This window comes from Aquimarina macrocephali, from assembly GCF_051627225.1.
In the GTDB taxonomy this organism is placed as follows: Bacteria; Bacteroidota; Bacteroidia; order Flavobacteriales; family Flavobacteriaceae; genus Aquimarina; species Aquimarina macrocephali.
Window position 1 is genome coordinate 5867705 of record NZ_CP151795.1, and the last position, 14945, is coordinate 5882649.

The 14945-nt window shown below is 32.6% G+C and carries 14 protein-coding genes; 10 read left to right on the forward strand and 4 right to left on the reverse strand.

What is annotated here, in order from left to right:
* Window positions 1-44: 44 nt before the first annotated feature.
* On the reverse strand, window positions 45-1451 hold the full coding sequence (gene lpdA, locus AAFU52_RS25760) for a dihydrolipoyl dehydrogenase (protein WP_438424413.1): 1407 nt from the start codon (window positions 1449-1451) through the stop codon (window positions 45-47).
* A 250-nt stretch (window positions 1452-1701) separates the two neighbouring features.
* On the opposite strand from lpdA, the gene AAFU52_RS25765 reads away from it, so the two are divergent.
* From AAFU52_RS25765 to AAFU52_RS25790, 6 genes are all read left to right on the forward strand, one after another.
* Window positions 1702-3258, forward strand: coding sequence for a right-handed parallel beta-helix repeat-containing protein (locus tag AAFU52_RS25765; protein WP_438424416.1), 1557 nt, complete (start codon window positions 1702-1704; stop codon window positions 3256-3258).
* Window positions 3259-3409: 151 nt separating this feature from the next.
* A complete protein-coding gene (locus AAFU52_RS25770; protein ID WP_438424419.1) occupies window positions 3410-4849 on the forward strand; it encodes a hypothetical protein in 1440 nt (479 codons plus the stop codon).
* Between the two features lie 192 nt (window positions 4850-5041).
* On the forward strand, window positions 5042-5584 hold the full coding sequence (locus AAFU52_RS25775) for a GNAT family N-acetyltransferase (RefSeq protein ID WP_438424420.1): 543 nt from the start codon (window positions 5042-5044) through the stop codon (window positions 5582-5584).
* 16 nt (window positions 5585-5600) lie between these two features.
* Window positions 5601-6131: a hypothetical protein gene (locus AAFU52_RS25780; protein ID WP_438424422.1), complete on the forward strand. Its 531-nt coding sequence runs from the start codon at window positions 5601-5603 to the stop codon at window positions 6129-6131.
* A gap of 52 nt (window positions 6132-6183) precedes the next feature.
* Window positions 6184-6699 (forward strand): signal peptidase II, encoded by a 516-nt coding sequence (lspA, locus tag AAFU52_RS25785; RefSeq protein ID WP_024770453.1) that lies wholly within the window; start codon window positions 6184-6186, stop codon window positions 6697-6699.
* 1 nt (window position 6700) lies between these two features.
* Window positions 6701-7306 carry a carboxymuconolactone decarboxylase family protein gene (locus tag AAFU52_RS25790; RefSeq protein WP_024770454.1) on the forward strand — a complete coding sequence of 202 codons (606 nt, stop codon included), beginning with the start codon at window positions 6701-6703 and terminating at the stop codon, window positions 7304-7306.
* On the opposite strand, the gene AAFU52_RS25795 is transcribed toward AAFU52_RS25790, so the two are convergent.
* Together AAFU52_RS25795 and glyA are read right to left on the reverse strand one after the other, a co-directional pair.
* Window positions 7297-8004, reverse strand: coding sequence for a hypothetical protein (locus tag AAFU52_RS25795; protein ID WP_438424424.1), 708 nt, complete (start codon window positions 8002-8004; stop codon window positions 7297-7299). The two genes, AAFU52_RS25790 and AAFU52_RS25795, sit on opposite strands and share 10 nt — an antisense overlap.
* A 217-nt stretch (window positions 8005-8221) precedes the next feature.
* Window positions 8222-9496, reverse strand: coding sequence for a serine hydroxymethyltransferase (gene glyA, locus AAFU52_RS25800; protein WP_024770456.1), 1275 nt, complete (start codon window positions 9494-9496; stop codon window positions 8222-8224).
* A 342-nt stretch (window positions 9497-9838) separates the two neighbouring features.
* Here glyA and fahA point away from each other — a divergent pair, with 342 nt between their 5' ends.
* The 3 genes from fahA to AAFU52_RS25815 all read left to right on the forward strand — a co-directional run bounded on the left by fahA (window position 9839) and on the right by AAFU52_RS25815 (window position 13084).
* Window positions 9839-11119: a fumarylacetoacetase gene (fahA, locus tag AAFU52_RS25805; protein ID WP_438424426.1), complete on the forward strand. Its 1281-nt coding sequence runs from the start codon at window positions 9839-9841 to the stop codon at window positions 11117-11119.
* A 107-nt stretch (window positions 11120-11226) separates the two neighbouring features.
* Window positions 11227-12414 (forward strand): hypothetical protein, encoded by a 1188-nt coding sequence (locus tag AAFU52_RS25810; protein ID WP_438424428.1) that lies wholly within the window; start codon window positions 11227-11229, stop codon window positions 12412-12414.
* Window positions 12415-12484: 70 nt separating this feature from the next.
* Entirely contained in the window at window positions 12485-13084 is a 600-nt protein-coding gene (locus AAFU52_RS25815) for a Crp/Fnr family transcriptional regulator (protein ID WP_024770459.1), read from the forward strand.
* 6 nt (window positions 13085-13090) lie between these two features.
* On the opposite strand, the gene AAFU52_RS25820 is transcribed toward AAFU52_RS25815, so the two are convergent.
* The gene (locus AAFU52_RS25820) at window positions 13091-13666 is read right to left on the reverse strand and encodes an RNA polymerase sigma factor (protein WP_024770460.1); all 576 of its coding nucleotides are present in this window, start codon (window positions 13664-13666) and stop codon (window positions 13091-13093) included.
* Between the two features lie 118 nt (window positions 13667-13784).
* Between AAFU52_RS25820 and AAFU52_RS25825 the strand changes: the two genes are divergently transcribed.
* The gene (locus AAFU52_RS25825) at window positions 13785-14945 is read left to right on the forward strand and encodes a FecR family protein (protein WP_438424433.1); all 1161 of its coding nucleotides are present in this window, start codon (window positions 13785-13787) and stop codon (window positions 14943-14945) included.

Sequence of the window (14945 nt, forward strand, 5' to 3'; positions counted from 1 at the left end):
ATTTTAAATTTCCATCTTTGTAGAAATCACATTTTCTTACTTTTTTACATATGCAATGCTCTATTATCAGTAGCAGCAAGTGCAGCTTCTTTTACTGCCTCTGTAAACGTTGGGTGTGCATGAGACATACGAGAAATATCCTCGGCAGATGCTCTAAACTCCATTGCAGTAACAGCTTCGGCAATAAGATCGGCACAACGTGCTCCTATCATATGTACACCTAATACCTCATCTGTAGTCTCATCTGCAAGTATTTTCACAAAACCATCTAAATCCCCACTAGCACGTGATCTACCTAATGCTCTAAATGGAAATTGTCCTGATTTATATTTGATACCTGCTTCTGTTAATTCTTCTTCTGTTTTACCTACTGCAGCTACTTCTGGCCAGGTATATACCACTCCTGGGATCAGATTATAATCAATATGTGGTTTCTGTCCTGCCAAGGTCTCAGCTACAAAAGTTCCTTCTTCTTCTGCTTTATGCGCTAACATGGCTCCTTTTATAACATCACCAATTGCATAAATATTAGAAGCACTGGTTTGTAAATGATCGTTAACCTCAACCTGTCCTCTGTCATTAAGTTTTACTCCTGCAGCTTCTGCATTTAATCCATCGGTATAAGGCCTACGACCAACAGATACCAAACAATAATCTCCTTTTAGTTCTACCGGGTTTCCTTTTTTATCGTCTGCAGTTACCGTTACCTCATCTCCAGAAACCGATACTCCAGTTACCTTATGAGACGTATAAATTTTGGATTTCTGCTTTTTCATTACTTTTTGCAATTCCTTGGATAGCGCTTTATCCATTCCAGGAATAATTCGGTCCATATATTCTACTACAGAAACCTCTGCACCCAAACGGCGATATACTTGTCCTAATTCTAGTCCAATTACTCCACCACCAATAATAACCAGGTGTTTTGGTACTTCTTTTAATTTAAGTGCTTCTGTAGATGTAATTACCCTCTTTTTATCAATTTTGATAAATGGTAATGTTGATGGTTTAGAACCTGTAGCAATAATCGTGTTTTTTGCTTCGATCGTTTCTACGGTTCCATCTGCTTTTGTAATATTTACATGTGTAGCATCTTTAAATGATCCTACGCCTTCAAAAACATCAATCTTATTTTTTTTCATCAAAAAACTAACCCCATCACAAGTTTGATCTACCACACTTTGCTTACGGGCAATCATCTTTTCCAGATTGATCTTTACATCACCCGGAATCTCGATCCCGTGATCTGCGAAATGCTTTACAGCATGCTCATAGTGATGAGAAGAATCTAACAATGCCTTACTAGGAATACACCCTACATTAAGACAAGTTCCTCCAAGTGTTGAATATTTTTCGATTATTGCGGTTTTCATTCCTAGTTGTGCGCATCGAATAGCGGCCACATATCCACCAGGTCCAGAGCCAATTACGGCTACATCATATGTACTCATAATAGATTATTATGTTGTGCGTATTAATTATGAACAACAAATGTACAAATGTTTTGCTTCTTACAGAAGCACTGATCTTGTCAAATTTTTATTATAAAGCAATATTAGGACAATCAAAAAGTTATACTTTAATTAATAGAAAGAATAAATTAATGAAAGAATGAGATAATGAAGCCTTCAAAAAACAAAAATCTTTGCTAATTTGCAGCTTCGATACTTTATTTACTCTTAAAGACCTTTTGACATAATTATGCGTTATCTATCCACTCTTTTTTTGCTTGCTGTGCTAGTTTTATGGAGCTCCTGCCGTAATGATTTTGAGTCAGGCCCCAGTACAGGAAATTTAAAATTCTCAACAGATACCCTATTTCTAGATACCATTTTTACCAATATAGGCTCTAGTACGTATAGCTTTAAAGTATATAATCATACCAATGATGATTTTACCATTCCTGCAATTGCACTAGAACGTGGCGAAAGTTCTAACTACAGGCTTAATGTTGATGGTGTTCCCGGTAAATCCTTTGAGAATATTCAGGTTTTAGCAAAGGATAGTATTTTTGTTTTTGTAGAAACTACAACCGACATTACTGACCAAACAGCAGATGTAGAGTTTTTGTATACAGATCGAGTGTTATTTGATACAGGAGGAAATCAACAAGATGTAGATCTGGTAACTCTAATAAAAGATGCTGTACTTTTATTTCCTTCCCGCGATGCCATGACAGGCGAAACAGAAACTTTATTACTTGGCCTTGATGGTGAAAATAACGAAATTAGAATTGAAGGTTTCTTTCTGCAAGATGACCAACTTAATTTCACTAACGAAAAACCATATGTAATCTATGGATATGCTGCTATACCTACCGGAAAAACACTTACCATAGATGCAGGTGCGAGAATACACTTTCATACCAACTCTGGGATTATAGCTGCCAATGGTGCTACCCTAACTGTAAATGGTGAATTAAGTACAGATCCAGAGCTTCTTGAAAATGAAGTAATCTTTGAAGGTGATCGTTTAGAATCTGGTTTTAGTGATATACCTGGGCAATGGGGAACTATCTGGCTTACTGCAGGAAGTACTGGTCACACTATAAATCATGCAACCATAAAAAATGCAACAGTAGGAGTACTTATGGATTCTAATGACGGAGGCACAGATCCAACGCTTACTATTAAGAATACCCAGATCTATAATAGTTCTAATGTGGGACTTTTGGCGCGTACTGGTAATGTACTAGGAGAAAATCTGGTAATTAACAATGCTGGACAGGTATCTCTTAATTGTTCACTAGGCGGAACCTATAATTTTAATCACTGTACATTTGCAAATTATTCTAATATTGGAACTGGATTTAGAGAACTTCCAACAGTATTAATTGATAACAATCTACGAGTAAATGAAACCGATGTGGTTGTTGCAGATTTACTTGAGGCGAATTTCACAAACTGTATTATTTATGGGAATCAGGAATTAGAATTAATATTCAGTAAAATTGATGGCACAGTATTCAATTATAATTTCAAGAACTGCTTGATTAGATTCAATGATCTCAGTAACAAATTTACAGACAACCCTTTATACGATTTCACCAATACAACTTTGTTTGAAAATAATATTTTAAATGAAGAGCCTGATTTCAAAACCCCACTTGAAAATATACTTAGTATCGGAGAAAATTCTGCTGCTAATGGCAAAGCTTCTATTCCTACATCAGGAACAGATATTATAGGAACCCTTCGTAGTACTACTGCTCCCGATATAGGTGCATATGAGAGTACCATCTTTGAAGAAGAAAATTGAAGCACAATATCATTCTTCATTATTACGTGTCAATCCACTATATAGAATAAATAGAAAGAGAGTAAAAACCGTATTTCTACTTATAGGAAACAATTACAGTAAAGATTAGATTTGATATAATAACCATATTACTAACTAATCCTTTACACAAATGAAAACTAAATTTGCTAACCTTGCAAGTTCTTTATTAGTCGCTTGTCTTGTAATCTTCGTTATTGTTATTTCTTGTAAAACAGACACAAAGGAAAAAACGGACCAACAACCGGTTGCCTATGATAATGTTCAGGAAAAAAGTAAAGATTGTAATTGCGAACCTAACTGGTTTCCTCATACTCAAACACCTCCTCCAGAAGAAGGCAAAGGAAGTCCATTTGATACTACTAGTACGACTAATTGTATTTTTCAGCAATGGTCCTGGCAAAAATTCTTATGGTTAACTAAACCAGAAAATGGAAAAACTGTTTTCGAAAATAAGTTAATACAGGTTAGTGATTTAATGATTCCCGTAGAACCTCAATCAGGATTATCTTTAGTTCTTAAAGATATAGAGCAAGCTGGTTCCGATGGAGTCTTAAAAACCAATTCTCAATTTAACTCCAGTATTAGTAAATCTGATACCGTTTACTATTCTATTCATATAGACGATACCTTAAAAGTTGCTGCCGATCATTTTAAAACAGCTATCCTGGATGGATCCATTCCTCCAAATAATACCGAAATATTTCCTATAGGATCATTAGAATTAAAAGTTTCTTGGGTAAAAACCAGTGCAATCCCAACAGATAAACTCTCGACATATTACCAGACCAAAGCAGCTATTTATGAAAATGGTGCATATGTTAAAAGTGATGTTGCTTTACTAGGAATGCATGTAGTAGGTGTAGTTATAAACCATCCAGAATTTATATGGGCGACTTTTGAACATAATGATATGGCTCCATACTATGACTGGAGTACCAATATAGTATCATCTACCGATGAAAAATTATTATATGGTAAAGGAAATACCTCATCTCTAGACGGGATTACATGGAGCGGCACTCAACCAAAAGAACCCAACAAAGCGTTTACACTTTTTGAATTTGGTGTTCCCAGAACACAGGGTAACGGTTTTATGGAAACCAGTCAAAAAGAACCAAAAAATTATGACAACATTACAACCATCAATTCCTGTGTTTCTTCAAAATTACAGGATGTTTGGAAAAATTATTTTTATAACGGAGGGATTTGGATCGACACCGATGGGCTATCTCCACAAAAACAAGCTGATACCATCCAAAAATTAGCCGGCAATATATCTCATGCTACAAAAGGATCTATCGCGAGAGGATCTCTAAATCTTTCTAATCTTACTATGGAAACCTATACACAGACTTTTCAAAGTGATGTGCATGACATTAATGTAAATAATCTGGTCAATTGCTTTGTTTGTCATAACTCAGAAAATTTTGACGAAGATAAAGCCAAATCACCATTATACTTAAGTCATATATTTAATGCATATCTACAACATGGCACAGGAAAAACACATGATGAAATCAATGCATTAAAAATCAAAGAATTTAACGAACAATTTATAAAAAAAGAATAATTCTTATATCCATTTAATGAAAACTGCTCGTATTTTATCATAGGCAAATACGAGCAGTTTTCTATTTCACCACATATCGAATTCGAATCATCCCAAGAATTTTCAAAATTTAAACAATAAAGGCAACAAATCATTACATTTGAATACATTTATAAAAACGAAAACTTATAATCTATTGTTCAGTTTATTACAATGAATTCATACATTTTTACTTCTCAACGATTAGGTTTCCGTAATTGGGCCCTTGATGACTTAGAAACATTATTCGAAATCAATAATGATGATGATGTAATGGAGTTTTTTCCGTTTAAACCATCAAAAGAAGATACTAAAGCATTTATTATTAGAATGCAGGAAATGTATGCAGAAAAAGGGTTTTGTTATTTTGCTGTTGATCTCCTGGATAATGCAGAACTTATAGGGTTTATAGGTTTATGTGAACAAAACTATTTAGAAGAACGAGGACCTTTTATTGATATTGGTTGGCGACTCAAAAAAAGTATCTGGAATAAAGGATATGCTACCGAGGGCGCTAAAGCTTGTTTAGATTTTGGTTTTAATACTATTAGTCTAGATAAAATTTATTCTACAGCGCCAGAAATAAATATAAAATCACAATTAATCATGAAAAAGATCGGGATGAAGCAAATCGAAACTTTTGAGCATCCTAAATTATTAGATGATAAGCGACTGAAAAACTGTGTGCTATATGAAAGAAAAGGGATACTAGAATAATTAAAAAACAATTATCATGTCAAAATTTAAAATCATAGCAGCATTAATTACCTTTCTGTTTTTTATTCATGTAGCAGTTGCACAAGAAGATGCTATACATGAAAAAATCAATGCAGATATGTATGGTAACTTCTCTAAAGCATTCGAAACTTTAGATTATAACTTGTTTGCTTCTATACATAGTAAAGAAATGATTCGAATTTCGGGAAATGGTGGTAAAATTGAAAAAGCAATTGTTTATTTAAAAGGGTATCAAAAACGATGGAGTGTTGCTTCAAGAAAACCTGCTCCAATTGATTTTAGATTATTTGAAAGAATCTATTCTAATTCGCTGGTTTCTGACAGAGGAATTTATAGAGTTGCCTATATTGACGACAATAATCAAACAAAACACTCCTATGGTCAGTTTCATGTTGTATTAAAAATGGAAGATGGAGATTGGAAAATATGGATTGATTATGATTCTAACGAAAACAAAAGTATCAATAAAGATAGTTATGATACAGCTTTTTCTATTTCTGAATATAAAAAATACTGGAAACACTAAGATAGTCTGAAGTTTCTATTACATTTGAAAAACACGTATTGCAATTGTACACATGAAGATTACAAGAAAAATAAGAATCACACTCATTCTCTCTCTGGTTTTACTAAATATTAGTTGTGATCAAATTTCAAAGAATGTTGTTCGTCAAGTGATTGATCCTTATGAGCGTATAGAGGTTTTTAAAGATAGTTTTGTATTGACTAAAGTCGAAAATACAGGAGCTGCTTATAGTTTGGGATCAGATTTAGCTCCGATCCTAAAAATACTTTTATTGCAAATTCTTCCAATTTTGGTTTTATTACTATTATTAAGACAAATATTGATTAAAACAGATTATTCTAGAGAAACAATTATAGGTTTTGCTTTTATCATTGGTGGCGGAATCGGAAACCTTTTTGATCGCATTGTATATGGGTCGGTAACTGATTTTTTGATTTTGGATTTAGGAATCATAAAAACTGAAATATTTAATCTTGCCGATGTTTCTATTTTTTTAGGTTCAATTTTAGTATTGATTACTACTTTTTTTAATAAAAAAGGAACTATTTTTAAAGAAAAAATTCATTAAAATGAGTTGGATTAAAGAAATATCGTATACCGATGCAACCGGTCAATTAAAGAAAATCTATGACCGTATTAAGGGCCCAAACAATAATGTAGACAATGTATTGTCTATACATAGCTTACGACCACATACTTTGGTTGGCCATATGGGCTTATACAAAAATGTATTACACAATTCTAACAATACATTGCCAAAATGGTATCTAGAGACACTAGGCGTTTATGTAAGTAGCTTGAATCAATGTAGTTATTGTGTAGATCATCACTCTATAGGATTAAAACGATTGTTGAATGATGACATCAAGTTTCAGGAGATTTTATCCTGTTTATCCAAAGATGAATTGCAAAATCATTTTAAATATCAATATTTGGCAGGCCTTCAATATGCCAAGAAATTAACGCTATCACATCATACTATCACAGAATCCGATATTCACAACCTTAGAGAACAAAAATTATCTGATGGTGAGATTTTGGAAATTAACCAGGTAGTAAGCTATTTTAATTATGTAAACAGAACTGTAGTTGGTTTAGGAGTTAATACAGATGGGGATATTATTGGACTTTCACCCAATGATAGTGATGACGCCAAGAACTGGAGTCATTCCTGAATATCATTAACAGTTTTATGATCATAAGAATTGGTAGTAGTATAATGTTTCCATTTCTTTTGAAATACAGAATCATTTTTGGTATATGGTTTTCCTGATTCATAATAAACAAACTCATCTCTTCCTGTTAGTTCGGGATCGTTGGATATCTTGTCATAAAAATTAGCATACTCTTCTTTTTCTTTTTGTAATGTTTTACGAAGAGAAATATAAACATTTGACTCTAAATCTGACTTTTTCCATATATCATATTCAGTCGCATTTGAAACATATCTAATAGTACTCAATAAACTATCCTTAATTCTTATATCTATACCTTCTGTATAATATATTCTTTTGTTTGAATAGTCTATATTTTTCATATAAAACCGATTCTTATTGTATGACAAAATCCCATGTTCTCCGATAGGAGTACGCCCCTGTACTTTTCTTACTACAATAAAACCAAAATCTTTATCCGAAATTCTTTTTATTAGCAATATAGCTTTATACACAGGATGATTATGTATTGTATCTCGAAAAAAAGCATACCCATCTATAAGATCATAACGTCCTTCTATACTTGGGGTTTCAATACTATTTATGATGTCTTCCTTTTTTTCATCACGCTCAACCTCCTGTTCTAAGTTTTCTTTTTTTACATTTTCTTCAGATTGTTTGGATGTTAAATCACTACAACCAGATAATGTAAGTATCAAATAGAGTAAAATTTGGATATGGCGTATACACATGATAATTAGGTAAATAAAAATTTTAGAATAACAATATAAACAAAAAATGCACTGTCATATATCATGGCAGTGCACTTTCTTTTACTATTATATTTAAAATAAACTGGTTTAAATTTTTATGATTTTTCAGAATATTGCATTTTCAAGTGAATTGAAAAAATCTAAAAACCAATTTAATAAAGTTTTATCCTATAAACAAAGGCTTATCTGCCATCATCGCATTTACATCATCTGCGATAGTATGTAGTTTTTCTTCGCTTTCAACATTTTGGATTACCTGATCGATCAATTCAACAATGGCGACCATATCATTTTCTCTCAATCCACGAGTAGTAACTGCCGCTACACCAATACGAATTCCTGATGTTACAAACGGAGATTTATCATCAAACGGTACCATATTTTTATTTACAGTAATTTCTGCAACACCCAATGCCTCTTCTGCTTGTTTACCTGTTACTCCTTTATTTCGTAAATCGATAAGCATCATATGATTATCGGTACCTCCAGAAATAACTTCATATCCTTTCTTCACAAATGCTTCGGCCATAACTGCTGCATTTTTCTTGACCTGTACTATATAATGTAAAAACTCGTCTGTTAGTGCTTCTCCAAATGCGATTGCCTTTGCTGCAATAATATGCTCTAATGGTCCTCCCTGATTACCAGGAAATACTGCACTGTCAAATAATGAGGACATCATTCGTTTTTTTCCGCTTTTTAAAGTAATTCCAAAAGGGTTTTCAAAATCTTCTCCCATTAAAATAAGACCTCCTCTTGGTCCTCGCAGTGTCTTATGAGTTGTTGTAGTTACTACATGACAATGTGGTACAGGATCAGAGATTATTCCTTTTGCAATTAATCCTGCAGGGTGAGCAATATCTGCAAAAAGAATTGCTCCTACACTATCAGCAATCTCTCTAAATCTTTTATAATCAATTTCTCTTGAATAAGCAGATGCTCCGGCAATAATCAACTGTGGTTTTTCTGCAGTAGCGATTTCCTGAATTTTATCATAGTTTAATCTTCCTGTCTCCTTCTCTACTCCATAAAAAACAGGATTATATAATTTACCAGAAAAATTAACTGGTGAACCATGAGTCAAATGTCCTCCATGAGAAAGATCAAAACCTAATATTTTATCGCCTGGTTTAAGACATGCATGATATACAGCTGTATTAGCTTGTGAACCAGAATGAGGTTGCACATTAGCATATGCTGCACCAAACAATTCTTTAGCTCTATCAATAGCAATCTGCTCTATAACGTCTACTACAGCACATCCACCATAATAACGTTTACCGGGATATCCTTCGGCATATTTATTGGTTAGTACAGACCCAGCAGCTTCCATTACTTGTTCACTCACAAAGTTTTCTGAAGCAATAAGTTCTAATCCGTTGATTTGACGTTCTTTTTCGTCCTGAATTAAATCAAAAATTTGTTCGTCGCGTTGCATGAATTCATTATTTATTAGTAAAGGCGTAAAAATAGGAAATCCATTCTTTAAATCGACCTAAATAGTCTCTAATAAATAAGAACGTCTTGTTCTTTTTATGAATTAATGTTTACACCTGTACATCACTGATAATTTTGCATTAATACCTATCAAATATTACGAAGTAAAACATTTTTTGGTTTCAAAAAATTTAACAAATAGGTATTCCCTCCTTGGTATTGTACTATTAATAACATATCTTATCATTATTTTAATTATTTTTCACATAATTAAAAACTTTTTACCATCCGAAAATTATATATTTGATCATAAAAATTACCAACAACATATAAAAGAACTATAATGCCCATAACTGCAAATTATCCAGATAGAAAGACATGGATTGAAACACTTCCTAATACCGATTTTCCTATACAAAATATTCCTTTTGGTGTATTTCTTACCCGAGATGATATTATTACGATAGGAACCAGAATTGGTGATACTGCTATTGACCTTGGAGCACTTCATCAACTTGGTTATTTTGAAGGAATCCCATTAACAGATGATATTTTTTTACAGGATTCTTTAAATGATTTTATTTCTGATGGAAAAAAGACATGGAGATTGGTTCGTAATAAAATTGCTGAAATTTTTGATGCCAAAAATAATTCCTTAAAAAATAACGAAAAGCATAGACAAGAGGTTTTATTCTCTCTAGATGAAATCGAAATGCAACTACCAGTTAGCATTGGGGATTATACTGACTTCTATAGTAGTATTGAGCATGCAACTAACGTAGGGAAAATGTTTAGAGATCCCGAAAACGCTTTGCTTCCTAATTGGCTACACATGCCTGTGGGATATCACGGTCGCAGTAGTTCGGTTATTCCTTCTGGTATTCCTGTACATCGCCCGCAAGGTCAAAAACTAACCAATGGTGCTAAGGACCCCATTTTTGGCCCTTCGAGATTAGTTGATTTTGAGCTTGAAATGGCTTTTATTACTACCGATGCTAATCAATTGGGAGAACCAATACCTATCGAAGAGGCAGAAGATTATATATTCGGGATGGTATTATTTAATGATTGGAGTGCCAGAGATATTCAAAAATGGGAATATGTTCCGCTAGGTCCATTTTTAGGCAAAAATTTTGCTTCATCTATATCTCCGTGGATAGTAACTCTTGATGCTTTAGAACCCTACAGAACAGATGGACCTAAACCAATAAAAAAACAACTACCTTATCTTCAATATAAAGGAAAGAAAAGTTTTGACATTAACTTAGAAGTTGCTATTCAACCAGAAAAAGCAACAGAAACTGTTGTTTCCAAAAGTAATTTTAAGCATATGTACTGGACAATGGCGCAACAACTTACCCACCATACTGTAAATGGATGCCCTGTTAATTCTGGTGATCTTATGGGTAGTGGAACATTATCCGGACCAACACCAGATTCGTACGGATCAATGTTAGAACTAAGCTGGCGTGGAGAAAAACCTTTACAACTTAATGAAGGAGGTAGTCGTAAATTTATTGACGATAATGATACAGTTATTATGAGAGGATATTGCGAAAAAGACGGAGTACGAATTGGATTTGGCGAAGTCTCTACTAAACTGCTTCCTGTGTTTAAAAAATAAAGAAGTTACAAACCATTATATAACCTCGAAAAAATAACTTTCGGGGTTTTTTTATTATCTTTTGGCATCAAAGTTGTTTTCAATACCCAAATCAAAATATTATTGATATGAAAAAACTACTACTCCTACTACTTATAGTTACAATTTTTTCTTCATGTAGCAGTGTTAAGAAAACCGAAAAGGCACTTAACACAGGAAATTATGATCAAGCGATAAATATCGCTCTAAACAAACTTAGAACAAATAAAGGTAAAAAAGGAAAGCAGCCGTATATCCTAATGCTCGAACAAGCATATGCAAAAGTTCTCGATCGAGATAATAATGCTATTGCGTATCTAGAAAAAGAAGGAAACCCTGCTAATCTTGAGCGTATTTACAACACATACTTATCCTTAAAAAATAGACAAGAACGTATAAAACCGTTGTTGCCGCTTTACCTTGTTGAAGAAGGTCGTAATGCTAATTTTACACTGCATAACTATGACCAAAAGATTATCGATACAAAAGATAAACTTTCTCAGTACTTATTTAATAATGCTAAAACTTTATTGACATCTGCTAAAAGAAAAACAGATTATAGAGCCGTATATGAAGATTTAAACTATCTAAACAAGATCACTCCTAATTATAAAAATACCCGAGAAATGATTGATGAAGCTCATCAAAAAGGAACTGATTTTGTAAAAGTAACCATGAAAAATAGAACCGAAGTTATTATTCCTAAGAGATTAGAAAGTGACTTACTTAATTTTGGCACATATGGTCTTAATGATCTATGGACAGTATATCACAGTCAACCTCAAAAATCTATTCTTTATGATTATGCTATGGAAGTAGAATTAAGAGAAATTAATATATCTCCAGAACAGATTAAGGAACGTCAACTACAAAAAGAAAAGTTGATTAAAGATGGTTGGGAATATCTACTGGATGAAAATGATGAAATCGTGGTTGATGATAAAGGTGAAAAAGTGAAAGTAGATAGAATGGTAAAAGTACATTGTGAGTATTATGAATTTACCCAGTTTAAAGCTACTAATGTTGTAGGTAATGTTCAATACAGAAACTTAAGAACAAGACAACTCTTAGATGCTTTTCCTATTGCAAGCGAGTATGTTTTTCAGCATATTTATGCGAACTACAATGGGGATAAACGAGCTTTGGAAGATGGTTTATTAGGGTATTTGGGTGTAAAATCTGTGCCATTCCCTTCTAATGAGCAGATGGTCTATGATTCTGGAGAAGATTTAAAAAACAAATTAAAGAATATCATTACTAATTATCGTTTTAAATAATACATTACGCTATACTTATAATAGTATTTGATCTTAATAGATCTGTACCATATAATAGAGAATTATTAGCATGATCAATCAAGCAAGTTTACTTAATTCGGGGGCAATATTAAAAAAATACAAACGAGGAGAATTTCTTTTTCAAGAAGGTTCTATCGCTCGTTATTATTATCAGGTACACCAGGGAGAAGTTAAAATGAACAATTATAATCAGGAAGGGAAAGAATACATACAAGGTATTTTTACAAAAGAAAAAAGTTTTGGAGAACCTCCCTTATTTGCAGATTTTAAATATCCAGCTAATGCAGAAGCTATTGTAGATTCTGAAGTCTGGCAATTACCAAAAGAAAAATTCTTAAAGCTTTTAGAAGAAAATCCTGATATTCATCACAAATTTACCAGCACACTGGCTTTACGGCTATATTATAAAGCAATTATGGTTTCTGAAATATCTACTCAAGAGCCAGAACATCGCATTCTTAGGATTCTTGATTACTTCAAAAAAAATAGTGAACCTGGCACAACAGAATCAAATACATACAAAGTAGAATTAACCAGACAACAACTTGCCGATCTAACCGGACTACGTGTAGAAACCGTTATACGTAGCATCAAAAAACTAGAGCAAAAAGGAGAACTTTTTATTAAAGACAGAAAAGTATATCGATAATACTCATTATTTATTTATAAAGACAAAAAACAGGATAGCTTCATATTTATCACCAAGTTTTTCACGCAGCAGCGAAAAAGATTTAGTTATTTGAGCTTCTACTGTTTTTATGGATACATTTAAATACTCAGCTATTTCAGCATTTGTCAACCCTTCTTTTTTACTTAACTCAAAAACTTGCCTGCATTTTGGAGGTAGGCTTTGTATTTCCTTATTTACTATTTCTATCATAATCTCCAAAACAGATTCATCACTACCCTCGGCCACCTCATACAATGACTCAATATATTTGTATTGAAGTAACATTGTTGATTTATTTTTTTGGTATGTATTTATAAACTCATTATAAACCGACTTAAATAGAAAGCTTTTGATAGAATAATCGCTATTTAGTTTTTCCCGAAATCGCCATGTTTTCAAAAATACATTTTGCACTATATCTTGTGCCAATACATGATTATTAGCTAAGGATAAAGCATAAGCATGCAGCCTCCTATGATATTTTTCTAACAAAAACATATAAGCCTTTTCCTCTCCTTTTCTAAGAGCTTGTGTTAAAACGTAATCATCTTTAAACTTCACTTAAAAAAATTAACAATTCAATTTAATACCCAAAAACTTATGAATTTTTCAAAAAAACAATTAAAAAGTAAGGGTATTTGTATTTCGTCTTGTATTATTATATAAAGTCACTAAATATATGATTTCTCCTGAAATAGAAAAACTTCTCATAAAATTCTTTAATCAGTCTACAACCAATGAAGACCATGATCTACTGAATGATTGGATCAAAAAACCAAAAAACCAATCTACTTTTAAAGATTATGTCAAAGCGCACTATGCAATCACACTTGGTATGAACAATCCTTCTCTAGACAAGACAAAAGAGTGTTTACTAAAGGAAATAAAGAAAGAAAAAAATCTCTTTCACAGGTCCCGATTTAGAGTATTCTACAAATATGCCGCTATTGCTATATTATGTTTAGGGATAGGCTATCTACTGCAAAAAAACAGTTTGGACACTAAAGAAGGAACATTAACTCCAGAAGAAAGAACAATAACCTTAAAGTTAGAGAATGGAGATACCCAAATAATCTCAGAAGATGGCGATACCAACATTGTCGATGTTTCTGGTACTATTATCATGCAACAACAAGGTACACAATTAGTGTATAACAAAAATATTTCTACTGAGAAACTTAAATACAACACCTTAACTATTCCATACGGAAAACGATTCGACATTATTTTATCTGATGGAACTCATGTTTTTTTAAACTCAGGAAGCTCAATTAAATATCCAATAAAGTTTATTCCAGGAAACCTCCGTAAAGTTTTTCTGGAAGGTGAAGCTTTTTTTGATGTTACCAAAGATGAAAAACATCCTTTTTTAATAGAAGCTCAATCACTTGATGTAAAAGTACTTGGAACCAAATTTAATGTAACTACATATCCTGGTGATAGTGAAACAGAGGTTGTACTAGTTGAAGGATCTGTAAGTTTAAGTTCTTCAGAAAACAAATCAGATGGTGAACAGAATGTTATTCTAAAACCCGGGTTTAAAGGAACATTTGATAACGTAGAACAAACAATCTCTACTCAAAATGTAAACACTTCTATATATACTTCATGGGTAGAAGGTATTATTGTTTTCAGAAATGTTCCTTTTGAGGATATCATTAAAAAACTAGAGCGCCAATATAATGTTACCATAATTAACAATAATAGAGATTTAGCAAAAGAAGCTTTTAATGCGAGTTTCGAAATTGACAGAGAAACAATTGATGAAGTTTTACATTATTTTAATAAAGTTCATCAGATTAAATACAAAATCATAAATAATAAAGTAATTATAGAATAA